This window comes from Marinomonas gallaica (assembly GCF_049821165.1).
GTDB lineage: Bacteria > Pseudomonadota > Gammaproteobacteria > Pseudomonadales > Marinomonadaceae > Marinomonas > Marinomonas gallaica.
Genome location: NZ_CP187511.1, coordinates 1,138,059 through 1,162,156 on the forward strand (window position 1 = coordinate 1,138,059; position 24,098 = coordinate 1,162,156).

The 24,098-nt window shown below is 45.2% G+C and carries 25 protein-coding genes; 18 read left to right on the forward strand and 7 right to left on the reverse strand.

The genetic code is table 11. The annotated features are described in order from the left end of the window. Positions 1-48 precede the first annotated feature (48 nt). Positions 49-171, reverse strand: coding sequence for a hypothetical protein (locus ACPUEK_RS05315; protein ID WP_269447795.1), 123 nt, complete (start codon positions 169-171; stop codon positions 49-51). A 508-nt stretch (positions 172-679) separates the two neighbouring features. Between ACPUEK_RS05315 and ACPUEK_RS05320 the strand changes: the two genes are divergently transcribed. Together ACPUEK_RS05320 and ACPUEK_RS05325 are read left to right on the forward strand one after the other, a co-directional pair. Further along, positions 680-1,105 (forward strand): antibiotic biosynthesis monooxygenase, encoded by a 426-nt coding sequence (locus tag ACPUEK_RS05320; protein ID WP_425642559.1) that lies wholly within the window; start codon positions 680-682, stop codon positions 1,103-1,105. Positions 1,106-1,245: 140 nt separating this feature from the next. After that, the gene (locus ACPUEK_RS05325; protein WP_425642560.1) at positions 1,246-2,412 is read left to right on the forward strand and encodes a sterol desaturase family protein; all 1,167 of its coding nucleotides are present in this window, start codon (positions 1,246-1,248) and stop codon (positions 2,410-2,412) included. Between the two features lie 112 nt (positions 2,413-2,524). Here the strand turns inward: ACPUEK_RS05325 and ACPUEK_RS05330 are convergent, their stop codons facing one another. Continuing rightward, the gene (locus tag ACPUEK_RS05330) at positions 2,525-3,622 is read right to left on the reverse strand and encodes an ISAs1 family transposase (protein ID WP_425641831.1); all 1,098 of its coding nucleotides are present in this window, start codon (positions 3,620-3,622) and stop codon (positions 2,525-2,527) included. 169 nt (positions 3,623-3,791) lie between these two features. Here ACPUEK_RS05330 and ACPUEK_RS05335 point away from each other — a divergent pair, with 169 nt between their 5' ends. From ACPUEK_RS05335 to ACPUEK_RS05345, 3 genes are all read left to right on the forward strand, one after another. Beyond that, positions 3,792-4,772, forward strand: a complete 981-nt coding sequence (locus ACPUEK_RS05335) for a hypothetical protein (protein ID WP_425642561.1) — start codon at positions 3,792-3,794, stop codon at positions 4,770-4,772. Beyond that, a complete protein-coding gene (locus tag ACPUEK_RS05340; RefSeq protein WP_425642562.1) occupies positions 4,765-5,208 on the forward strand; it encodes a hypothetical protein in 444 nt (147 codons plus the stop codon). The genes ACPUEK_RS05335 and ACPUEK_RS05340 overlap by 8 nt, the downstream gene beginning before the upstream one ends. Positions 5,209-5,336: 128 nt before the next feature. After that, positions 5,337-5,783, forward strand: a complete 447-nt coding sequence (locus ACPUEK_RS05345) for a hypothetical protein (protein ID WP_425642563.1) — start codon at positions 5,337-5,339, stop codon at positions 5,781-5,783. A gap of 151 nt (positions 5,784-5,934) precedes the next feature. Here ACPUEK_RS05345 and secB read toward each other — a convergent pair whose 3' ends face one another. Genes secB through ACPUEK_RS05360 form a run of 3 tightly spaced genes read right to left on the reverse strand, consistent with a single transcriptional unit; the run spans position 5,935 to position 7,103 of the window. Next, positions 5,935-6,396: a protein-export chaperone SecB gene (secB, locus tag ACPUEK_RS05350; RefSeq protein WP_067038459.1), complete on the reverse strand. Its 462-nt coding sequence runs from the start codon at positions 6,394-6,396 to the stop codon at positions 5,935-5,937. Positions 6,397-6,414: 18 nt separating this feature from the next. After that, positions 6,415-6,672: a glutaredoxin 3 gene (gene grxC, locus ACPUEK_RS05355; protein WP_067038460.1), complete on the reverse strand. Its 258-nt coding sequence runs from the start codon at positions 6,670-6,672 to the stop codon at positions 6,415-6,417. Between the two features lie 14 nt (positions 6,673-6,686). Then, a complete protein-coding gene (locus ACPUEK_RS05360; protein ID WP_067221371.1) occupies positions 6,687-7,103 on the reverse strand; it encodes a rhodanese-like domain-containing protein in 417 nt (138 codons plus the stop codon). An 89-nt stretch (positions 7,104-7,192) separates the two neighbouring features. On the opposite strand from ACPUEK_RS05360, the gene ACPUEK_RS05365 reads away from it, so the two are divergent. Next, the gene (locus ACPUEK_RS05365; protein WP_425642564.1) at positions 7,193-7,834 is read left to right on the forward strand and encodes a hypothetical protein; all 642 of its coding nucleotides are present in this window, start codon (positions 7,193-7,195) and stop codon (positions 7,832-7,834) included. A gap of 19 nt (positions 7,835-7,853) precedes the next feature. Here ACPUEK_RS05365 and ACPUEK_RS05370 read toward each other — a convergent pair whose 3' ends face one another. Together ACPUEK_RS05370 and ACPUEK_RS05375 are read right to left on the reverse strand one after the other, a co-directional pair. Beyond that, a complete protein-coding gene (locus ACPUEK_RS05370; RefSeq protein ID WP_425642565.1) occupies positions 7,854-8,660 on the reverse strand; it encodes a DUF1338 domain-containing protein in 807 nt (268 codons plus the stop codon). A gap of 95 nt (positions 8,661-8,755) precedes the next feature. Beyond that, entirely contained in the window at positions 8,756-9,622 is an 867-nt protein-coding gene (locus tag ACPUEK_RS05375) for a LysR family transcriptional regulator (protein WP_067221380.1), read from the reverse strand. Between the two features lie 154 nt (positions 9,623-9,776). Here ACPUEK_RS05375 and ACPUEK_RS05380 point away from each other — a divergent pair, with 154 nt between their 5' ends. The 12 genes from ACPUEK_RS05380 (at position 9,777) to ACPUEK_RS05435 (ending at position 24,061) form a co-directional block, all read left to right on the forward strand. Next, positions 9,777-11,321: an aldehyde dehydrogenase family protein gene (locus ACPUEK_RS05380; protein ID WP_425642566.1), complete on the forward strand. Its 1,545-nt coding sequence runs from the start codon at positions 9,777-9,779 to the stop codon at positions 11,319-11,321. A 100-nt stretch (positions 11,322-11,421) separates the two neighbouring features. Beyond that, positions 11,422-12,693, forward strand: a complete 1,272-nt coding sequence (locus ACPUEK_RS05385; protein ID WP_425642567.1) for an NAD(P)/FAD-dependent oxidoreductase — start codon at positions 11,422-11,424, stop codon at positions 12,691-12,693. A gap of 146 nt (positions 12,694-12,839) precedes the next feature. Beyond that, positions 12,840-13,736, forward strand: a complete 897-nt coding sequence (locus ACPUEK_RS05390) for a LysR substrate-binding domain-containing protein (RefSeq protein WP_425642568.1) — start codon at positions 12,840-12,842, stop codon at positions 13,734-13,736. 95 nt (positions 13,737-13,831) lie between these two features. Beyond that, complete coding sequence (gene gpmI, locus ACPUEK_RS05395) at positions 13,832-15,361, forward strand: 2,3-bisphosphoglycerate-independent phosphoglycerate mutase (RefSeq protein ID WP_425642569.1); 1,530 nt, start codon at positions 13,832-13,834, stop codon at positions 15,359-15,361. A 14-nt stretch (positions 15,362-15,375) separates the two neighbouring features. After that, complete coding sequence (locus ACPUEK_RS05400; RefSeq protein WP_425642570.1) at positions 15,376-16,515, forward strand: murein hydrolase activator EnvC family protein; 1,140 nt, start codon at positions 15,376-15,378, stop codon at positions 16,513-16,515. Positions 16,516-16,543: 28 nt separating this feature from the next. Further along, a complete protein-coding gene (locus ACPUEK_RS05405; RefSeq protein ID WP_425642571.1) occupies positions 16,544-17,827 on the forward strand; it encodes a S41 family peptidase in 1,284 nt (427 codons plus the stop codon). Next, a complete protein-coding gene (locus ACPUEK_RS05410; protein ID WP_425642572.1) occupies positions 17,827-18,759 on the forward strand; it encodes a divergent polysaccharide deacetylase family protein in 933 nt (310 codons plus the stop codon). The genes ACPUEK_RS05405 and ACPUEK_RS05410 overlap by 1 nt, the downstream gene beginning before the upstream one ends. A 335-nt stretch (positions 18,760-19,094) precedes the next feature. Next, positions 19,095-20,210 carry a branched-chain amino acid ABC transporter substrate-binding protein gene (locus ACPUEK_RS05415; protein WP_067038471.1) on the forward strand — a complete coding sequence of 372 codons (1,116 nt, stop codon included), beginning with the start codon at positions 19,095-19,097 and terminating at the stop codon, positions 20,208-20,210. 77 nt (positions 20,211-20,287) lie between these two features. Beyond that, entirely contained in the window at positions 20,288-21,199 is a 912-nt protein-coding gene (locus ACPUEK_RS05420) for an ABC transporter permease subunit (RefSeq protein WP_067038472.1), read from the forward strand. After that, the gene (livM, locus tag ACPUEK_RS05425) at positions 21,199-22,473 is read left to right on the forward strand and encodes a high-affinity branched-chain amino acid ABC transporter permease LivM (protein ID WP_425642573.1); all 1,275 of its coding nucleotides are present in this window, start codon (positions 21,199-21,201) and stop codon (positions 22,471-22,473) included. Before ACPUEK_RS05420 ends, livM begins: the two co-directional genes overlap by 1 nt. After that, a complete protein-coding gene (locus ACPUEK_RS05430; RefSeq protein WP_067038474.1) occupies positions 22,470-23,351 on the forward strand; it encodes an ABC transporter ATP-binding protein in 882 nt (293 codons plus the stop codon). Before livM ends, ACPUEK_RS05430 begins: the two co-directional genes overlap by 4 nt. After that, entirely contained in the window at positions 23,348-24,061 is a 714-nt protein-coding gene (locus tag ACPUEK_RS05435; RefSeq protein WP_067221413.1) for an ABC transporter ATP-binding protein, read from the forward strand. Before ACPUEK_RS05430 ends, ACPUEK_RS05435 begins: the two co-directional genes overlap by 4 nt. Positions 24,062-24,098 lie beyond the last annotated feature (37 nt).

Below are 24,098 nucleotides of genomic sequence, written 5' to 3' on the forward strand. Positions count from 1 at the left end.
TGCATAACTTGTTGGCTTTTCAACAAGCATAGTCATGGTTGGTCATGCTCAGTTTTTATTCAGAAATTCCTGTAGAAACAGCATGCCAATCATGCCCATACAAACTAAATACAACAGCATCCAGCGCATCTTCATGCAGTAGGGGCAAGGTTTACGTTTTTTCTTAGCCATAAGCGTTCCTGCTGAGGCCAAACAAACGCCTCGATAATGATATTACCTGATGATGGTAGCAATTATTCCCCTCCAGTACGACCCGACACCGTTTGGGGAAGCGATATCGCAATCTCAGCAGCAACCAATCCCGCTCTGTTTCAATCTTTGTGGAAGGGAGAGTTCATGCATTGCATTCGCTTGCGCAATGTCGCTTCGCGACCGTCAGCGCGAATCCAAAGCATGAAGCTCCCTTATCAGGACTGAATCCTCTTTTTTACGACCCGATTGTATCGGGGATAGGGCATCAAACCAGATGTCAGCTTATCAGCAACCAAACCCCGCTCCGTCTCTATCTTCGTGAAAGGGATAATTCATACAGTGTATTCGTTTGCGCAATGTCGCTTCGCGACCGTCAGCGCGAATCCAAAGCATGAAGCTCCCTTATCAGGACTGAATCCTCTTTTTTACGACCCGATTGTATCGGGGATAGGGTGTATATGAGCTGGCATAGACTGAGGGGCTAGGCTTGCCAATCACGAATATTAGCAGTAAAAAGAAAGTCAGAAGGTCGAAAACAGTGCCGCAAGGTCGTTTCATTCGGCCGCTTATGGAGGACATTACCACTCAAGGAGCGAAAGTGTTTATAGCTGTTTATGAGTTTCAGATAAAAGACAATATGGAATTGCTTTTTCGAGAGGCATGGCTTGAGGTTACCAAATCAATTTACCAGAATTGCGGCAGTTTTGGTTCTAGGCTTCATACATCAGAGACCCCCAATATTCTTATCGGCTATGCCCAATGGCCAAGTCGTGAGCAGTGGGAAAAAGATCATGAGCTGACAGATGCGTTATACGCAAAGGCTCGTAATGGCATGCGTCGCTGCCTCGTACAGACGAAAACGGTTTACAAACTAGAAGTCTGTGATGATTACTTGCAGACTGTTTTGGCATGAATGCGCTAACAAAATGCTGTCGCAAGATGATGTGTAATACTTTGCTCTTATGTCGTGCTACTTTCGATGAGTTATCATCTCCAACAATTTATGCTTCAATACGGCCAAATTTTTGACCCGCTAGAAGGATAGAATGTTTCATGGATGAGAAGTACGAATATAAAGTACGACAAGTCGAAAAAGATTTGTCAAAAGAGTTTCGTTTTGGCGAGGGGCGAATCAGCGGAGTCGCGTCGCTTGCACTGGGGATATTGAGTCTTTTAGCTGTTCTAGCGTATTTATATCCTTCCCACCTTACCACGACAGAATTACGTCAGATATACGACGCCGAGCAATTACAGATTGTGCTGAAGTACGGCATGTATTTTTCGCTGTTCTTAGGTGTATTAACCTTTTTGCTAAATAAGGCGAAATATAAAGCACTCGGAATGTGTGGTATTGGACTCACACTATTGGCGTTTACATTGGGCGGCTACAATGTTCCAGTTGGGCTGGTAGAGCCAAAGGCGCTTTCTCTCGGAGTCGATTGGTTAATTCTGGCGTTTATGGGGTCCGTCTTTATCTTTTTGATTCTGGAAAAGTTATTCCCTCAGTATCGCGATCAACTCATTATGCGACCTGAATGGGACATGGATATGTTCTACTTCTGTTTTAACCACTTGGCTATTTCTGCGATTTTGTTGTTCGCGAACTATCACACTAGCCACTTTAGCTGGGCCGTGAGCTCTTCCTTCCAAGACACCATTCAATCCGTTCCTGTGTGGATGCAATTTATAGTGATCGTGCTGTGTGCAGATTTTGTCTTGTACTGGGAGCATCGTTTGTATCATGAGGTGACGTCGCTCTGGCACATCCATGCGGTACACCATTCAGTAGAACACATGGATTGGCTGGCAGGGTCCCGAGCGCATTTTATTCAAGTATTTTCAGAGCGTGCGATGGTCATGGTGCCTTTGTATTTGCTAGGCCCAGATGAAGCCGCGTTGAATGCTTATGTTGCCTTTGCGGCATTACAAGCCATTTTAATCCATTCGAATTTATCTATTCCGTTTGGGCCGCTAAAATACATCTTTGTCACGCCTCAGTTCCACCATTGGCATCATAGCTCCGAAAAGCCAGCACTTGATACGAATTATTCCGCGCACACGATTTTATTTGATGTGATGTTTAAAACGATGCATATGCCTGGAAAGCATTGGCCTGCGCAGTTTGGTACGACTGTACGCTTACCTGCATCGGTGATCGGTCATTTACTGTATCCATTAGCGGCAAATATGAAAAAGCTAAAAAGGCGAATACAGCGATAAGTTGGAGCATAGCTTTCAAGGAAGGCTACAGCGAAATTTAAGTCTCCAAGAAACTAAGTTTTGCAACTTCTTGACGGTTTCCAGACAGGGCTCGAGCATACTTTGTTCTTTTTTAACCAAACAATAATTGAGCACGATAATCATCGCTCCAAGTAGCTCTTTTTAGCTTCTGCCGTTGGCTCGGTGAATCATCATTACATTGCCTAAGTATGTTCATCACAAAACGTTTGAATAGAGCCATATGCTCTACCGCATCATCCATCACGATTCTTGACTTATCTTCATTAAACACGACATCCAGAACATAGTGCTGACTGTTTTCAATACGCCAGTGTTGGCGTATGTAATGATGCAATGACTTATGTTTAGGCGATAAAGAGCTCACATAAAACGACGTGTCTATCGTTGTTTTTCCTTTGACCGTTCTAAGCCTCTCTACAGCGATGATACTGCGTACAGTGGGCCACTTCTCAGACAACTCCGGCGGGAATTTCGCTTTCAGTTGAAAGACATTTCGCTCTTCTGTTCGCCCATGTCCTTTTTCTTTCAACTCTATAACAGGCGTGGCTTTCGGCTTTTTAAAGTACGCCTCAAATTGCTGTTCAATCGCTTTTTTTAGCTGCCCTTGATTGCCTTTAACCTGAACCACAACATGACCTTTTTGCTCCCTAATTTGCTCTAGCGTTTCTCTCTGGCAATGCAGTGCATCAACCGTCACCACAGCCCCTTGAATATTTAACACACTCAACATATCTCGTACTGTCGTGATTTCGCTTGTTTTCGTGGCCGTAGCTTTCTGACTTAAAACTAAGCCATTTTCAGTATCGTAAGCTGTGACAAGTTGAAGAGCTGATTGCGGGTTCCCTCTATAAGCTCCTCGTAGCACTTTTCCATCCAATGCGATCAAGGGTTTTCCTTGTGATTTCCGGTTCTCATTAACCCAATTGATTAATGCTTCCAGTAAGGTTTCTGGCACCAGGCCCTTTAGAATGCGAGCAATAGTGTGGCGTCTTGGGATACCATGTTTAAATGCTCTATACTGTTTCAGCCATTCAGACTTCCCATTCCCATACGTTTCGATATCTTGCCAACCTTCGGCGCCAGCCATAATGGCGGTGATAACGAGAAACATGACATCCACTAAATCATGTTTTTGGTTAATATCAGAGCGAGTTTCTTTAATAACAGATAGATGTTCGATAAGAGTCACGGAATGAAGCCTGTTTGATGAACTACAAGCGCTACAATACAGGTTTTGGCAGGCTTGAAGCTAGTTCTTCAAAGTATGCTCGCGCCCTGGGTTTCCAGAGGGATTTTTGATGCTATGGGGCGTTAGTATATCCATCTAAAATCATGGACATAGATGGGATTAACAATACATGGATTATAATTTTTTGGGGCTGAACAGCTATCAAGTCAATTCTATTCGTAGTCAAGCATCACTACTGAAGCACCAGCAAGATGTAAAAAGCTACATTTCATCAATACTAAATTTATTATTTAGTGAAATTGATAAAATCCCTGAAGTAAAAGGTGCGGGAGTTTGTTATGTGAATGGTAATGGGGAAATTACTGAATTCCGAACAGCCGAACCTCGTAGTAATAAACAACCTATCTATATCGTTCTTCGTGAACCACCAGAGTCCTTGACTCAAAGTCATTTCGCTTCATATCTGAAGCAAGCACAAGAAAAACCAAAAGAAAGCAGGCTTGCCCAAGAGTTGTCTGATTTATTTTTCAGTTGTACGCCTGTTATTCTTGGCTGGTTCGTAGTAGGAGCTTCTGCAGCGGCGATGCCGTTAACAGGGGGGCTATCTGGGGTGGTTGCTGTGGCGTCCTATACAGCAACTGTATCAGGCGCTATCTTATGTGCGAATAGCCTTGTCAGAACGGGAGCAGCAGCAATGGACAAAGATGATGCACTTGAGTATTTGGATCACCAAGATTGGTATAATGGTGCAAAAGATACTCTAGAGGCCACGGCGCTTATAGGAGGTACAGCTGCTTTATCGAAAAATATGTATAAACATTCCAAGTTAATGAAAAGTCCTGATATCAGCTATAAGAGAATTTTGAAAGGATTGAGCCGCCCAGAAAGAGCAAGGGGGACAAGAAGCGCGATTCATGCCAAGTACCCTAAAGCTTCTAATGCAGAGGTTAAAAACCTGATCAAATCTGGTGCATATCCTAGAAGGTTTAATAATGATGTGTTTCGCGCTGAGTGTATTGTAAAAATTAAAGACGCAGTATCTACTGCTTTAGCGGTTACAGGGAGTGCTAAATCAGGCGTGTTGAACGTAAATCATAATTGGAGTTGGGTCAATAGCCTAGCGATAGGGGTAATGGTTGGTGATGAATGATCAAGATTTTAGCGCGCCTTTTCCAAGTTGGGGCCAGTTTTTTCTTTTTAATATAATATTTTTTTTAGGGTTATCTTCTTTAAGTTTATATTTTATATCTCTTTTTTCTAATGGTTTTATTGGTATAGAGAAAACAATAATAATGTCAAGCTTGTTTGTTTTGCCTTTATTTTTTATAAGTGCTTTATCATTTAATGGAATTAAATTATCTAATTATATAATTATAACAGTTCATTTTGTTTTTATATGTCTTTGCGTTTTTCAGATGGTTTCAGGAAGTGAGAGTTTTTTTCTTGATTTATTTATTATAGCCTCTTCATTTATTGCTATATTTTTAGTGCAAACTAAAAGCTATAAAAATTTTGTTTGGTATCGATCTAAACACCGAAGATTTCTAAAAAACATGAAAATTAAGATAAAAGAAAGTGGCTTCTAGTTTTTTATTTTAAATGAATTACCTATATAAGCCTAACTCATTTGCCGCTGAAAGTGCTAAAACAGGTGTGTTAGATGTAAGTCATGATTGGGGTTGGGTTAATAGTTTGGCTATAGGAGTAATGGTTAGTGATGGATGATCAAGGTTTTAGCGCGCCTTTTCCAAGCTGGGTACAGTTTTTTCTTTTTAATATAGTGTTTTTTTTAGGTATTGGCGCTGTTGGAATATTTCCTATAGTACTACTTTCATGTGGGTATCTAGATATTGAGCGAGCTTTTGTTCTTATATTTTTACTTACTCTTATTCTCTTTATAATAAGTGCTCTCTCATTCAATGGTGTTGGCGTTTCGAAAAAAATGATTATGGGGCAACATTTATTTTTAATATTTTCTTTTTTGCTCTTACTTAAAAATGAAGCGAGTCAACTATGGCCAGAAATAGTTGCAATGCTATGTTCAATTTCAGCTGTATTGTTAGTGCAAACTAAAAGCTATAAAAATTTTGTTTGGTATCGATCTAAACACCGAAAATTTCTAAAAAACATGAAAATCAAGATAAAAGAGAGTGGCTTCTAGTTTTGCATTTTTTAATGAATGGCCTCCAAGCCCGATAGATCGATTCCCCGAACGGAGTCGGGTTGTACAGGATGCAAAAACAAAATCCCATAAAAAAATCCGATTAAGTCGCCTTAATCGGATTTTTTATTTGAAACGTTGGCGGTGGCGATTATTGAGTCGCTTCAGCCGTTTCTTTTTGTTGTTGCTGTAGGTTTTCTAGGTACAGTGCATCAAAGTTAATTGGCGCAAGCATCACTGGGTTGAAACTGCCTTTCGTGATAACAGAGTCAATCGCTTCACGTGCGTAAGGAAACAGTGTACCTGGGCAGAATGCGCCAAGAGCGTGATGTAGTTGGCGCTCTTCAAAACCAGCAATGGTGAACAATCCACCTTGTAAAACTTGTACTAGGTAGGCTGGTTCATCGTTGTTTTTAACGTTCACTGTGATGTCTAGAACGACTTCGTACAGGTTCTCACCTACTTGACGGCTTTTAGTGTTTAGCTCAAGGCCTACTTCTGGCTTCCACTCTTCTTGGAATACAAGTGGTGAGCGAGGAGATTCAAACGATACATCTTTTAGGAAGATACGTTGAATTTGCAGTTGTGGTTGAGCTTGGTTTTCTTCAGCCATGATAGTTCCTTGGTTTATTTAGTTAGAAGCAAGCAGAGCATCAAGCTCGCCAGCATTGTCGAGAGCAAATAGGTCGTCGCAACCCCCTACATGACGCTCGCCAATCCAGATTTGCGGTACAGTGTGGCGACCGCTTTTTTCCATCATTTGTTGACGTGAAGCATGGTCGCCATCGACACAGATTTCACTGAAGTCCGCTTGCTTGTGTTGCAACAGTTGTTTTGCACGAAAGCAAAATGGGCAATAGTTGCTCGAATAAATAGTGACATTTGCCATTGCGGACCTCTCAATTATTTTTTAACAAGTGGTAGACCAGCGCTCTGCCACTCAGTGACGCCACCTTGTAGTTTGTAGACATCAAATCCTGACTTGATCAGCTCTTTGGCACTTGAGCCAGCCGTCATCCCATTTTTACATACTAAGATGATGGGGGATGATTTGTATTTTTCTAGGGTGTTCGATGAATCTTTTAGTTTTGCAGAAGGAATGTTGATTGAGCCAGTTAAGTGGCCTGTACGAAATTCGTTTGCTGGACGAATGTCGACGACAACCGCTTCTTTATCGTTGATTAAGTTGGTCGCTGCGGCCGCAGTCACGGTGCGAGCACCCCCTCGGGTTTCTATAAAAATCACAGTAGCAGCGATGGCAATAAAGACCGCTACCATTTCCCAATGGTTCAAAGAAAATTCAATTAGTTGGTTCATCATTTCGTTTCAAGCCTGTCAAAAAACTGCGAAGCATTATACACGGTGAGGGTAAAGGGTACATACTAGCAAACCAGTGGAGCAAAAATGGAGTGAAAGCAGTGTTTTATAACAGTTTAAAGGCATTATGTTGCATTCTTTTTATCAGCAGCCTAATTGCCTGCAGTGGTACCAAAACTAAGTCAGCGGTTGAGCAGACACGTGAGCAGCAGCAGATCGAATTGGCCACCTTGCTTGATCGGCTTTGGCAGCGAGCACATATTATTCCAACCTTGCAGCAGGGCGCGCCGTTAATTAGCACGGCCAAGGCTGGCCAGAAAGCGATAGCGGAACAAAATCAGCACAATATTAGGGTGGCTAAAGCAGCGCTTTCTAAGCTCGATCAAGCATTAGTTGAGCGTAAGCAACAGCCTTCTACTGGAGATCTCGCTGTGTTGACGGCGGTGAATATCCGCGATGCGAAGCAACAAACTTACCATGCTGAGCCATTAACATTGTTCCGTTCAGAGAAAACCCAGTGGCGGTTGATGAATGCAGCTGGACAAGAAATTTCTCTTAGCGTGGTTTGGAACGAAGAGGGCAACTTGTACATTGAAGGCCAAGATACAATGGATTTAAGCCCAAGTAGCCCTGATACGCCCATCACGCTACAAGTGTTTTACTACGCTGGAAAAGTCTTAGCGCAGGCCTCACTGACCTTGGAGCTGCAAGCAAAAGTACCGCGTTTAGGCTAACGCAGTACTTTTTACGGAGTTAGCTTGCGGTGTTCGTTGAGTCAAAAATTTTATCGGCGTTGCCTTCGATAAAACTATCGAATAATTCGCCGTTAGGTTGCTTGTGGCGTAATGCAAACTCATAGAAGCAGCTAGGGATGACGCGTGTCTCGCCTCCAGCAAAGGTGACACTCACTTTGTCTGCCATGGTCGAAGACTGTTCTAAATACAATTCTGGTGAGCCTTTTACCAATCCACCAGTTTGATTCAACGTGTAGCCCTCGTCCATAAGGAGCTGGTTAACTTGCTCAATGGTCGGGGTTTTACTCAGATTGTTAATGCTGACGGTAAAGTGGTTAGCCTGCATCCCCATCGTACTTAACCATGCAGCATATTCACTGTGCTCGAGCAGCGTGACGTAATCCTGCTCTGAAATAGGTTGCCAGAGACATTTAGACCAGAAGATTTCTGGTCCAGTTACGGCATCATTTGGGATTTGCGCTACTAGTTGGCCAATGATCGCTTGGCACGGCTCTGGTAGTTCCTCTGTAAGCAGTTCGGATAAGAATATTTTTGGGGCATCGATTTGGCTCTCATGCTTATAGCAACGTGCCTTCAAGTGCTTACCCTCAAAGCGAAACGCCCCATAAGCATGATAACCAAGGCTTTCTAAGACTGGCTCCAGTTTTTCAAGAGCAATAGGCGAGTGGGCAAAGGTGCGAAACGCAATGTGGTCATTGATGACCTGCTCACCTTGCTGGGTGAACAGTGTTTGAATGCGCTGCGCTTGGGGAGCGACTTGAGTATAAACGTCCCATAGCGACGCGAAAAATTGATCAACTTGCATGTCTTACTCCTGTGAAATCGGCATGATAGATCTCAATGTAAGGGGGCTGATTCAGCAATACAAAAGGTAAAATGACATCTGGTAATGCATAAAACTCATGAGCTAGCCGGTATTGTTGTATTTTTGTTATTCATTAGTGGCTTTACAGACAAAATCGTATTGATTAAATGTGCGGGTAGATTAATGCCTTTATTGTGCGCAATACCGACAACGCGTTTTAACGCCACATCATTAAGGGGACGAATGGTGACGTCCTGTCTTCCTCTTAGCGAATGCTCTGGGATCAATGAGATGCCCAGTCCCGCAGCGACCAGATCCAGCGCGTATTCTTCGGTTTTTACTTGGGCTCTTATGTCCATGTTGATGCCCTGCTTTTGTACCAAATAATTCCAAGATTCTTGGATGTCACAGGGACGGCGAGAAATAAACGCCAGTTTGTCGATCTGTTTAATTGACAGTGATGCGAACTCAGTGAGCCAGTGATCATTCGCCATGGCAATTACGTAATTATCTTCCCACAGTTGATAGAACACATCGCTGTCCGTGATGTAACTACTACAGGTAAAACGTAAATCTGCGTCTTCTGAAGCATCGACCAAACTAAATGTGAGCCCTGGGATTTCATCTAATAAGCGCTTGAGCACTTGGCTAACTAGGGCGCCGGATAAAAACGGCGTCAAGGAAATTGAGACATCTAGAGGCGCATGGGAATCGACGAACAGACTGCGCATGGTGTTCATGTCATTCACCATGCGACAGGCATGTGGATAGAGTTGCGCGCCACTGTCGGTGGGTGTGACACCTTTTGAGTGACGGACAAAAAGCTGCGTACCTAAGTCATTTTCCAGCTGCGCAAGTGTTGTGGAAATGGACGGCTGAGCGACAAAACAACGCTTTGCTGCTGCACTTAAACTGCGTTCTTCAAAAACCGCTATAAAATATCGCAGTGAGCGAATGTCCACATGAGCCTCCTTTTTATTGGGTCGCTTTTAATATAGCTTGATCTGGCTATAGGGCAAGCCTATACCAGAGCAATAAAATCAATATTTCTCATCAATATGTAGAGTGAGTACAGTGGAATCAAACTTACTTAATGAAAACTGATGGGGATAAACCATGACATTAGCATGCTTAGACACACTGGGTATAAACAGCTTAAAACAAGGTGATACGTTTTACAGCGTATTAACAGGTAATGCTGTTGCTTTGGGTGAAGGCAGTGCTTTTTCTGCGCACAGCCCAATCGATGGTGCGACACTGTCTACTTTTAATAATGCAACCCCAGCGCAGCTGGAAAGCGTTAACGCTCAGCTGCAAGAAGCCTTTAAGACATTGCGATCCATTCCAGCACCACGACGCGGTGAGCTAGTGCGTCGTATTGGTGAAGAGGCACGTAAATACAAGACAGAGCTGGCGCAGGTGATCTCATTAGAAGCTGGCAAAATTCTTCCAGAGGCATTGGGAGAAGTTCAAGAGTGGATTGACGTATGTGACTTTGCGGTTGGCCAATCACGCATGTTGCATGGTTTGTCTATCGTCTCTGAACGTCCTGGTCACCGAATGATGGAGCAATGGCACCCACTTGGCCCAGTCGCAGTAATTACCGCTTTTAACTTCCCGATGGCAGTATGGGCGTGGAACGCTATGTTAGGTCTAGTGTGTGGCGATCCTATTCTGCTTAAACCTTCTGAAAAAGCGCCGTTATGTGCATTGGCAATGTATAAAATTGCGCAAAACGTGATTGCTGATATGCCAGATATTCCAAAAGCTTCGGTCAGTGTAATGATCGGTGGTCGTGATTTAGGTGAAGCGATTTCAGCGAGTCCTGTGTTCCCACTTGTTTCTGCAACAGGTTCTACTGCAATGGGCGTAGCAGTTGCGAAAACAGTGGCCGGTCGTCTTGGTCGTTCTTTATTAGAGCTAGGTGGCAACAATGCCATGATCGTATCCGATACGGCGGATCTAGATCTTGCATTACGTGCAATCGTATTTTCGGCAGCGGGCACAGCGGGTCAACGTTGTACGACATTACGCCGACTGATTACTCATGAATCTGTCGTAGATGGCTTAGTTGAACGAGTTGCAAAATCTTACGGAACATTGCGCATTGGTAACCCATTAGAAGATGGGAATCTAGTCGGGCCTTTGATTGACGAAGACAGCTACAATCGTATGCAGCAAGCATTAGAGACGGCCAAAGCACAGGGCGGCGAAGTTATTTGCGGTGGCGAGCGTGTGACTGAAGGCGTACCAGCAGGCGGTTTCTATGTGAAGCCTGCGATTGTTCGTATCGCACATGATGCGCCGATTGTTCACGAAGAAACCTTTGCGCCTATTATGTATGTGTTGACGTACAAAACTTTCGAAGAGGCGATCAACATTCAAAACGAAGTACCTCAAGGGTTGTCTTCTGCGGTATTCACCGAAAGCATGCGTGAAGCTGAAATGTTTATGTCTCCGGATGGTTCTGATTGTGGTATTGCCAATGTCAACATCGGTACCTCCGGTGCTGAAATTGGTGGCGCGTTTGGCGGTGAGAAAGAAACAGGTGGTGGTCGTGAATCGGGCTCCGATGCATGGCGTAACTACATGCGCCGTACCACCAATACGGTCAACTACGGTGGTGATTTGCCACTGGCTCAAGGCATTGTTTTCGAATAATCGAAGCGTTCCTAGCCCTGTAAAAAGGCGAGCCTTTGCTCGCCTTTTTTGATTCTCGTATAAGTCTTTTTATCTTTTTGCGTTATAGGAGTTTGTCCCTATGTTGATGCAGCCTTGTGATTCTTTATGGCGTGCCAGCGCCCCAGCAGCGCCAGAGTTACCGATGCTTGATCAAGAACTGACGGTAGATGTTGCCATCGTAGGCGGTGGGTTCACTGGATTATCTGCGGCGTTGCATTTAGCAAAATTGGGTATCAATGTCGCGTTGGTCGAGGCCGAGGAAATTGGCTTTGGTGGATCTGGACGTAATGTCGGCTTAGCCAATGCCGGATTGTGGCTAGAGCCTGATGAGTTGGATCGACAGCTAGGCGCTGAGGCGGGACGTGTTTTGTATGATGCGTTGGCTGTTGCGCCCGATTATGTCTATGGCCTTATCGAAGAGTACAGCATTGAATGCGAAGCAACACGGCATGGCACATTGCATTGTGGCGTCGGCAAATCTGGACTTACACAACTTCAGCGTCGCTGTGAGCAAATGCAACGTCGTGGAGCGCCAGTAGAATTATTATCCGCTGCAGAGGCTCAAGAACGTATTGGTTCAGAGAAATTTAATGCCGCATTGTTTGACCCTAGAGCTGGGACGATTCAGCCGCTTGCTTATGCTCGAGGCTTAGCACGCGCAGCATTGAAAGAAGGCGCGCAGCTATTTGATCACTCGCCAGTTGAAAATATTGTACCAGAAGGGGATTTATGGAGCGTTAAAACGGCTCAAGGTCACCTCAAAGCAGAGCGAGTGATACTCGCGACGAACGCTTATGGCGAATACGGTGTTAAAGACCAAGCGCGTAAATTTGTTCCTATTTTTTACAGTCAGCTGGCGACGAAACCGTTAACCGACCAGCAATTGAACGACGTTCTACCTAATAAAGAAGGCTGTTGGGATACTTGTACGGTCATGAGTTCGTTCCGTATGGATCAACACGGGCGCTTAGTCTTTGGTGGTATGGGTGGGGAGTCGCATTATCATGCAAGTTGGGCATCGCAACGTGTAAAAGAGCTTTGGCCGATTCTTGAAAAAGTCGAGTGGGATTTTTCTTGGACCGGCAAAATTGCTTATAGCGAGGATCATTTGCCACACTGCCAGCAACTTCAGCGCGGCCTATTTAGTATTGCTGGTTACAGTGGTCGAGGTATTGGTCCTGGAACGGTTGTAGGTAAAGAGCTAGCAGAATGGTTTGCTGGGCAGCGCGACAGTTTATCTGTACCGATGACAACTTTGCGTGACATACCATTACGCGAGGTGAAGCGTATGTTCTACGAGGTCGGTGCACACGGCTATCATTATGGTCAAAGTGCGCATGTTTTAAAGTAGTGCAGAATGATGAACGAAAGTTCGGAGATTTTTGACATAAAAAACGAGGAAGCCGCAATGACAACGGCTTCCTTTCGCGTCACAATGGCCGAGTTTTAAAAGTTAATGTAAAGTCACTCCCCCATTATTCTAAAAACGGTCGCCCGATGCGCAGATACATTCCATCCTCTACGGCGCTCAAGTGCTTTGAAGCGTCTGTTCGACACTTAAGTTTTACGCGTGCAGCACAAGAGTTACACCTTACCCAAAGTGCGGTAAGTCGTCAGATTCGCAATCTGGAGGAGTTCCTATCAAGGGACTTATTCATTCGTTTAAACAAACGACTGGTTCTGACGAATACTGGTGCAGCTTATTACAAAGAGATTGTTCCATTGCTCGACTGCATGGAAAATGCCAGTTTACGCATGCTGCATCGTGAGGATGAAAAGACCACTCTGACCATCTCGGCATTGCCGACCTTCGCATCTTACTGGTTAATGCCAAAATTGGCCGAATTTTCTAAAACACACCCCCAGTTCCAAATCAAAGTCCGTTCGCTCGATGATGCGGCTAAGTTTGATCCTGAAGCGATTGATATCATTTTGCATTATGGTGGCGATCATTGGCCCCGTGCGGTCAGTCATCATTTGCTTGGCGAGTCTGTTGTGGCGGTGTGTGCTCCCGCTATTTTAGAGCCTCTAAAGGGCGATGAATTGACCCCCAGTAATGTGCTCGACTTTCCGCTGTTACATTTAACATCGCGCATCAATGCTTGGCCTGATTGGCTAGCCGCTCATAACTTAGAAAGTGATTCGTTAGCGGGGCCTGCCTTCGCACACTTCCATATGCTGTTAGAAGCCGCCAAACATGGTATGGGGGTGGCGATTCTACCGTCTATTATTGCCAAGCAAAGTCTTGCGAGTGGTGAGTTGGTCGCACCTTTTAGTCAAGCGCTGGACACACCGCATGAGTATTTGTTGTCTTATCCCGCCGATAAGGCCGATTTAGAACAAGTGGTTACCTTTCGTGACTGGTTGTTGAATAAAGCCAGTGTAACGAAATAGATTTCATCGCTCCGAGTGGTTGTCTTGCTGTGCCGCTTACTAAGGCTATGGTAGTATCGAATTTATTGCTTAGTTACAGATCGGGATGAGCACTTATGAACAAGAAAACCACGGCACTGTTTATTTTAGATGGATGGGGATACAGCGAAACGTCCACTTCCAATGCAATTGCTGCAGCGAATACACCAAACTGGGATAAGCTCTGGAGCGAACGTCCTCATAGCTTGATTAAAACATCTGGTTTAGCGGTTGGTTTACCGGAAGGTCAGATGGGTAACTCGGAAGTCGGTCATATGAACCTAGGCGCAGGCCGAGTGGTTTATCAAAACTTCACGCGCATTGGTAAAGCGATCGAAGACGGAAGTTTCTTTGAAAACCAAGCATTGGTAAACGCCGTCGATAAAGCGGTCGCAGCCGACAAAGCTGTACACGTGCTGGGCTTAGTTTCCGCAGGTGGTGTTCATTCTCATCACGAACAAATTATGTCGATGTGTGAATTGGCTGCAAAACGTGGCGCGAAAGCGATCTACGTGCATGGCTTCACCGATGGACGTGACACACCTCCGCGTTCGGCGCATACGCCAGTTGCGCAAATCGAGAACAAACTGAAGGACCTTGGTGTTGGTCGTATCGCAACGTTAACGGGACGCTATTATGCCATGGACCGTGATAACCGTTGGGATCGCGTACAGCAAGCGTACGATGCTATTGTGCTAGGCGAAAGTGAATACCAAGCAGACCGTGCGTTTGATGCCATTGACGAGGCCTATGATCGTGATGAAAACGATGAATTTGTGAAAGCAACTGTGGTGGGTGAATCGGTCAAAGTGGAAGACGGTGATGCCATTGTATTCGCTAACTTTAGACCCGATCGTGCTCGTCAATTAACACGTGCTTTTACGGATGCTGATTTCTCTGGGTTCGAACGTAAGGCAACACCGGAATTGTCCGCATTTGTGACCTTTACTGAGTTTGCCTCTGACATTAAAGCTGACGTTGCTTTTCCACCTGTAGCGCTGAGTAACACTCTAGGTGAAGTACTGTCGAACACCGGTAAAAAACAACTTCGCATTGCTGAAACAGAAAAGTACGCTCACGTTACTTTCTTCTTTAATGGCGGTGAAGAAGCCGTTTTTGAAGGCGAAGAGCGGGAGTTGATTCCTTCTCCGAATGTAGCAACGTACGACCTTAAACCAGAAATGAGCGCCCCAGAGGTGACCGATAAATTGGTTGAGGTAATCGAAGCTGGCAAATACGATACTATTATCTGTAACTTTGCCAACGGTGACATGGTGGGTCACAGTGGTATCTTTGATGCGGCGGTCAAAGCGGTAGAAACCGTTGATCTGTGTTTAGGCCGTATTCTGGTTGCCTTGGAAAAAAACGAAGGCCAGTGTTTGATTACTGCAGACCATGGTAACGTGGAACAAATGTTGAGCGATGATGGTTCTCAGCCACTCACGTCTCATACGCTTGAGCCAGTGCCATTAGTCATGGTGACGCCACAAGCGAATTGGTCGCTAAAAGAAGGCGCTTTGTGTGACATTGCTCCGACTATTCTTGAAATGATGGGCATGGATGTACCAGCAGAAATGACTGGTTACAGTTTACTTGTCCGTGCTTAATAAAGGGAATCCTTATGGGTTTAAAAGCCTGTTTGTTGATGCTCACAGTTTTGTGGTCCAGCATAAGCTGGGCCGCAGAGCCACAAACACCAGAAGAAGCGCGCCAACAAATCCAAGCTTTGCAGCAGGATCTTAGTAAACTAAACAATTGGCTAAAAGATCTGAAAGGCGAGCGCTCAAGCGTAGAGCAACAGCTTCAAAGTAAAGAACAATCGATACAGGATTTGTCGAAACGTATTCTGGAGTTGCAGCAGAGTTTAGAAAAAGGGGCTAAGCAGTTAGAGAATTTGCAGACCCAACAACGAAGCTTGCAACAAAGCATTCAGCAGCAATACCAGCAGATCGCCGCCCAACTTCGGGCGGTTTATCGTTCTGGTGGTGAAGAAGGTTTAAAGTTCCTGCTCGAAGACATTCCAGCGGATGAATCCATGCGCTTGATTCATTATAACCGCTACTTTTCCACTGCCCGCCAATCCCTTATCAATGGCTTTTCTGCTGAGGCTGAAGACTTAAATCTAGTTGAAAAAAGCATTCGAAGTCAGCGTGCACAAATGGCGCAAGAACAAAGCGATCTTGAAAAGCAACAGAGTCGAGTCAAAGACGAATACGCCCAGCGACAAAAGTTATTAGCCAAAATTGAAACCGATTTGAATTCCGGTGATCAAAAAGCGAAACGCATACAAAAAAATCAAGCGCAAATGCAGGCACTGTTAAAACAGTTAGAAGAAGCGCTAGCGTTGGCAGACATACAAATTCCTGACCAAGATACGCCTTTTGGCGCACAAAAAGGAAAGTTGATTCCGCCTCTTAACGTGATTAAACAATTGCCGGATAATTCACAAATCAATTTAGGTGGCGTGACCTTCGCCGCGAAGACGGGTGACCAAGTACATGCTGTGCATCACGGCAGAGTTGTGTTTTCCGACTGGATGCGTGGTTTTGGGTTTCTGATTATCTTAGATCACGGCGGTGGCTACATGTCTTTGTATGGCTACAACCAAAGCCTGTTAAAAGATGTCGGAGAATGGGTCAATGCCAATGACGTCATTGCTACGGCAGGCAGTTCGGGTGGGCGTTCAGAAACGGGCTTATTTTTCGCGATACGACACAATGGTGCGCCAGTGAAACCAGTGAGTTGGTTTGGCAAAGGTTAGCAGCAGAGTTAACGAGAAGGAATAAAATATGGTTGGTATCAAGCGTTACCTTGTTATAGGGGTCAGTGCTCTATTGCTGAACCAAGCATGGGCTGCACCTGAGCCTGAGACTAGCGAATCCGCTCAGGCAGTACCGCTGACGCAAATTCGCACATTTGTCGAAACCTTTGAAACCATCAGTGCGGGTTATGTTGAGGCGCTGGATGATGAGGCAATTCTTAACAAAGCACTGAAAGGTATGGTGTCTTCTCTTGACCCTCACTCGGAGTATTTAACCAAGGATGAAATGGCGGAATTCGATGAACAAACATCGGGCAATTACGCCGGTATTGGTATTGAAGTAGAAATGGTTGATAACAAGCTGACCATTATCTCGCCAATTGATGACTCCCCAGCAGCTAAAGCGGGGCTGAAGGCGGGCGATGTTATTATCCGTATTGATGACCAGCTCGTGTCAGGTATGAGCTTACAGGAAGTCATTACCCTGATGCGCGGAGAGCAGGGCAGTGAAGTGTTGCTGGATATTGATCGTGATGGTCAAATTAAACAATATTCCATTGCCCGAGCGGAAATTGAAGATAGCAGCATTTCCAGTGAATGGTTAGGCAATAACATTGCTTACATTCGTATCAGTCAGTTTTTAGGCAATTCATCGAAAGAGTTTCGTGAGAAGCTACAAGCGTTACAGAAACAACAGCCTATCAAGGGCTTAATCCTCGATCTTCGTAACAATCCTGGTGGCGTATTGCAAAGTGCGGTCGGCATTGTCGATGCTATGGTGGATGATGGCTTGATTGTTTATACCGACGGTCGTCACGAGTATTCCAAAACCGAATTCAAGGCGACGACAGAGGCAACGTTGTTACCCAAAGCACCGTTAGTTGTGTTGGTTAATGAAGGCTCGGCTTCCGCATCGGAAGTGCTAGCGGGTGCCATTCAAGATCATCGACGTGGTCTTGTTCTTGGAACGGAAACGTTCGGTAAAGGTTCTGTACAAACGGTAGTGCCTTTGAGTACCGGCGGTGCAGTGAAGTTGACGACAGCCTTGTATTACACGCCTAATGGTCGCTCTATCCAAGCACAAGGCATTATGCCTGATATGGTCATTCCGCAAGCGAAAGTGGAAGTAGAGAAGGGCCGTTTCTTTATCAAAGAAGCTGAGCTAAAGGGGCATTTGGGTAATGGTACTGGCGGAAAAGAGCGGACCAGTTCGGATGTGGACAACAAGTTAAACGATTTGGCTGTGAGTGATTTTCAGCTATTCCAAGCACTTTCAATGTTGCAAAGTGCACAGCAATTTTTGGTTAAGTAATGCGAAGAAATTTATCTAACTGGGCGCTGGCAAGTATTATCGCTGCCAGCGCTAGCAGTGTTGTGTTTGCCGATCAAGCAGCAGACCCCGCCACAATACCATTTCCGGTATTAGATCGAAGTACACCGCAAACCATGGGGCAAATTCCTTACTTAGCGCCTCTGTCAGACCGAAAACCTGATTGGCCTCCGTTGTTTAAAAAGCCGAATATGTCGTCGCCAAGTGTGACGTCTAGGAACAAGCTACCGTCAGACATATCTTCTATGGATGCTTTACCTGAGCCCCCTAAAATTGCAATTGTCATTGATGATGTGGGCTACAACCGACGCGGAATGGAAGAAAGCTTAGCGCTTCCCTTACCTGTTGTGTTAGCGATATTGCCTGAAACGCCCTACGGTGCTAGAGCCGCCCAACGAGCGCATCTGCAAGAGCGCATTACTATCCTTCATGCGCCAATGGAGAATGAGCGTGAGCTGAAGCTTGGCCCTGGCGGTTTATACGTCAATATGGATGAGCAGACGTTTAAGCAAACCTTAAATGCCGACTTGGACAGTACGCCGTATGTCACTGGGGTAAATAATCATATGGGCAGTTTGTTAACGACACACTCAGAGCATATGGGCTGGGTCATGGATATCATGGCAGAGCGCTCATTGTTTTTTATTGATAGCTTAACCAGTCCACAGAGTGTGGCGCATGCAACGGCGGTCGAAAGAGGTATTCGTACGGTGACGCGAGATATTTTTCTCGACAATGTGCGCTCAGAAGTAGCCATAGATAAACAGTTTGAACGCTTGTTAAAGCGTGCTCATAAACAGGGGAGTGCCATCGCTATTGGCCACCCTTACCCCGAAACAACACGCTATTTAAAGCGCCGCCTCACTCAGCCTCTGTCCGCACAATTAGTGACCATTGATACCCTTCTTAAATAAAGCGTTTAAAGAAAATAACAGGAGTTCGTTTTCGGATCCTGTTATTTTCAGCTGCTTTTTTGGACTGATGTCAGTTGAAAATGTCATGTGAGCGCTACTTATTAGGTTTTTTCTCTCCATTTTGTCGTTTTTCTAGATGCTATTGCAAAAATAAACCTGCACTCTGTTTGACCATTTATTAGCCAAGCGCTATTGTTTGTGTTCACTGGTAGTGCACATTTTAAAAAATATTTCCGTTATTCTTCCCATTTGTAAGTGCTTTGATGGGTTGTAATTTTCTGGAATGCTTCTTGCTTTAAAAATAATGATAAAACCAAAATGAGTAGGAGATCTTCATGTCGAACACAGTTGTAAGAAAAACACTTATTGCTTTGGCGGTTGCTGGCGCAGCGTTTACTGCCCAAGCTGATGTTGTCATCGGTGTTGCTGGCCCTCATACCGGTGCGTATGCCGCATTTGGTGAACAGCTTTGGCGAGGTGCTGAAAAAGCAGCGATGGACATCAATGCTAAAGGCGGGATCAATGGTGAGATGATTAAGCTCGTGAAAGCCGACGATGCCTGTGAGCCAAAGCAGGCTGTGTCGATCGCTAACCGATTAGTAGATTCCGATGAAGCGGTTGCTGTTGTTGGACACTTTTGTTCTTCCTCTTCTATCCCTGCTTCGACCATCTACGAAGAAGCGGGTGTTCTTATGGTCACGCCGGCATCGACCAACCCGGCTTTAACCGAACGCGGTTTACCGAACGTTTTCCGTGTTTGTGGTCGTGATGATCAACAAGGGGATGTGGCTGCGAGTTACATCGTAGGTGATCTAGGTGCTAAACGCGTTGCCATCCTGCATGACAAAGATACCTACGGCAAAGGTTTAGCGGATGCAATGAAAGACACGATGAACGCATACGGTGTTGAAGAAGTGCTGTACGAAGGTTTGACACGTGGTGAAAAAGACTTCAACGCGGTTGTCACCAAGATCCGCTCAGTCGATGCCGATGTCGTATATTTCGGTGGTTTGCATTCAGAAGCCGGTCCATTAGTACGACAAATGCGTGAGCAAGGTTTGACCGCGACCTTCATTTCAGGGGATGGCATTGTATCGGATGAGTTTGTTTCGGTAGCAGGTTCGCCGGAATATGTTGATGGTGTGTTGATGACGTTTGGCGCAGATCCAACCTCTTACGCCGCTGGTAAAGTTGTCGTTGATGAGTTCCGTGCATCTGGCATTGAGCCAGAAGGTTATGTGATGTACTCGTACACAGCAATGCAAGTTGTTGCGGCTGCATTAGATGCAACGGAATTGGATCCTATCGCCGCTTCGGATTGGCTACATGAGAACTCTATTGAAACCGTAATGGGGACTAAGAAATTTGATGATAAGGGTGACTTGACCATATCCGACTACGTTATGTACGAGTGGGATGATAAAGGTAATTACACCATGCTCAACAACTAACCTCTGTGGTTGTTGATTAGAGGCGCAGTTCTTGCGCCTCTTACTCTCCTTGTTACAACTCGCTAGAGGTTACTTCGATGGATATCGTTCTACAGCAGTTAGTGAACGGCCTGACTCTTGGCTCTGTTTACGGGCTAATCGCAATCGGATACACCATGGTTTACGGCATTATTGGGATGATTAACTTCGCCCACGGTGATGTCTATATGGTATCGAGTTATTTAACCGCCATCGCGATTGCATTATTTTCTTTTTTTGGTCTGGATTCGTTCCCAATTATTATTTTCGGGACACTTATTTTTACTATTATTGTAACCGGTGCTTATGGGTGGGTGATCGAACGAGTGGCTTATCGACCACTGCGTAATTCCAGCCGTCTTTCCGTATTAATCTCGGCGATTGGTATGTCGCTGATTCTGCAAAACTATGTGCAAATTTCCCAAGGTGCTCGTCAACAGGGGATTCCCACTATGCTCAGTGGCGCTATTCGCTTTGATATTGGGGATGGTTTTGTACAAATCACCTATATGAAGTTGTTTATTCTATTCGCTGCATTTTTGGGGATGGGCGTACTGACTTATATCATCCAAAAAACGAAACTCGGCCGCATGTGTCGTGCAACTCAACAAGATCGAAAAATGGCCTCGATCCTTGGTATTAATACCGACCGCGTGATTTCATCTGTATTTGTCATCGGTGCTGCTATGGCTGCGCTTGCGGGCGTGTTGGTAACGTTGGATTACGGTGCCTTCGATTTCTATGTAGGGTTCATTATCGGTATCAAAGCATTTACTGCTGCCGTATTGGGTGGCATCGGTTCATTACCAGGGGCCATGCTAGGTGGTGTAATCCTTGGTTTATCTGAAGCTTTGTTTGCTGGTTTGATCTCTTCAGATTACAAGGATGTGTTCTCTTTCTCATTATTGGTGATCATCTTGATTTTTCGTCCAAGTGGTCTTCTGGGTAAACCTGAAGTGGAGAAAGTCTAATGAGTCAAGAAACTGGAATTAACATAGCCTCCAGCATCAAAGACACTATTATTGCAGGCTTGTTGGCACTCATTGTGTTTGGACCTGTTGTCGGCATATTGTTAGATGGCTACGGATTTGAGACACGTTTTGACGATGTCGCTTGGATAGTAGCCATTGTTATGGCAGGTCGTTTTGCCATCTCTGTTTTCGTGCAAACTGAGGCAGGCAAAAAGTTTATCTATCGTCAATTGATCAAAGAGGATGGCGTTTCGGTTACGGCGCCAGACTATAAAAGCAAAATGCGTTACATCATTCCGATTGTAATTGTGATTGGTTTGATCGCGCCTTTTATCGCCTCGAAATACGTGCTAACGGTGGTAATCCTCGGTTTAATTTATGTGTTACTAGGCTTGGGCTTGAACATAGTTGTGGGTCTTGCGGGTCTTTTAGACTTGGGCTTTGTTGGCTTCTATGCCATTGGTGCTTATGGCCTCGCATTAGGGTATGAGTACTTGGGGCTTGGATTCTGGTCTATGTTGCCGCTTGCCGCCATCATGGCGGGGGTCGCCGGAGCGATTTTAGGGTTCCCTGTACTACGGATGCATGGTGATTACTTGGCCATTGTGACATTAGGTTTTGGGGAAATTATTCGTCTCGTATTGACGAACTGGACTGAATTTACCCATGGGCCAAACGGTGTGTCCGCACCGCTGCCAACATTGTTTGGGTTGGAGTTTAAGCGGCGCTCCAGTGATGGCACACCGTTCCATGAGTTTTTTGGTTTGTCTTACGACTCAGCGTTCAAATACATTTTTATTTACTTAGTACTGTTCCTCGTCGTATTAGCTGTTTTATATGTTAAACATCGGCTTACGCGGATGCCTATTGGTCGAGCTTGGGAAGCCTTGCGCGAAGATGAAATTGCGTGTCGCTCATTAGGTTTGAATCATGTATTGGTTAAACTGTCTGCCTTTACCTTAGGGGCGTCGACAGGCGGGATTGCCGGGGTATTTTTTGCTACGTATCAAGGGTTTGTTAACCCTTCTTCATTTACCTTCTTCGAGTCCGCGCTCATCCTAGCGATTGTTGTCTTGGGTGGCATGGGATCGACCTTAGGTGTCGTGATTGCGGCCTTCGTTCTAACGGTTGCACCAGAAATGTTACGAGAATTTGCCGACTACCGTGTATTGATGTTCGGTATCTTGATGGTCGTGATGATGATTTGGAAGCCTCGCGGTTTGGTGCGAGTCACTCGTAAAGGGTTTGCGACACGAAAAGGGGTGATGAAATGAGCCAAGAAAACATCTTAGAAATTGAAAACTTGGTGATGCATTTTGGTGGTATTAAAGCCCTGAATGATGTGACCTTCGATATAAAACGTGGCTCGGTATCGGCTTTAATCGGGCCAAACGGGGCAGGCAAAACAACCGTATTTAACTGTTTAACAGGGTTCTATAAAGCGACGGGCGGCGGCATTATGTTGAACGCTGGCGATAAGCCAACCAGCGTGATCAAAGTCCTAGGTGAGAAATTCAAAGGCTCTGACCTCGTGTCGCCTGCCGCATTTTTTGAGCGGGTTAAATACAAAATGTTTGGTGGCTCTCATTTGGTCAACCGCGCAGGCCTTGCTCGGACGTTTCAGAATATTCGTTTATTCAAAGAGATGTCCGTAGTAGAAAATCTACTCGTGGCGCAGCATATGATCGTTAATCGAAGTATGTTGGCCGGTATTTTAAACACTGAAAGTTACAAAAAGACGGAAGAAGAAGCACTGCAACGCGCTTTTTATTGGCTTGAAGTGGTGCATTTAACAGAGTTTGCCAATCGTTTAGCGGGAGAGTTGTCGTATGGGCAACAGCGCCGTTTAGAGATTGCGCGAGCGATGTGTACGAATCCTGAAATTATCTGTCTAGATGAGCCTGCAGCGGGACTTAACCCTTCTGAAACTGAAGCGTTAGCCTCCATGATTCGTGTATTGCGTGACGAGCACAATACAACTGTGCTTTTGATTGAGCACGACATGGGGATGGTGATGAATATCTCCGACTACATTGTGGTGTTGGATCATGGTGAAGTGATCGCCAAAGGTGGGCCTGAAGACATTAAGTCGAACCCGAAAGTCATTGCTGCCTATTTAGGTGCAGAAGAAGGGGAGGACGTTACACTATGAGTGCATTACTTCAATTCAAGGATGTGGACGTTCATTATGGGCCGATCCAAGCACTGAAAAAGGTCTGCCTTGAAGTCAATCAAGGGGAAATTGTCACCATGATCGGCTCAAACGGTGCCGGTAAATCCACCTTGTTGATGTCTATCTTTGGTCAGCCTCGTATCAGTGATGGCCAAATTATTTACCAAGGTGAGGATATCTCTCAAAAGTCTGCTCACTACGTGGCCTCGAATGGTTTGGCACAATCGCCCGAAGGCCGTCGAATTTTCCCTGGGATGTCTGTAGAGGAAAACCTACTGATGGGGACCATTCCCATTGGTATGGAGCATTGTGATGAAGACATGCAGCGCATGTTTGAGCTATTTCCAAGGCTAAAAGAGCGGCGTAATCAGCGAGCATCGACTATGTCAGGGGGAGAGCAGCAAATGCTGGCGATCGCCCGCGCGTTGATGAGTCGGCCAAAGCTATTGTTGTTGGATGAGCCTAGCTTAGGATTAGCGCCGATTATCGTGAAGCAAATTTTCCAAATTTTGGCGGATGTTGCGAGTACTGGAATGACGATATTCTTAGTGGAACAAAACGCCAATCATGCTTTAAAGCTTGCTGACCGAGGCTATGTTTTAGTCAATGGTGAAATCAGGTTAACCGGGTCTGGTGATGACTTACTGGTGAATCCAGAGGTCCGCGATGCCTACTTAGGCGGTCATTAGAACGAGCTTAATTGTAAAGCAAAGAGCCAAGCTTCAT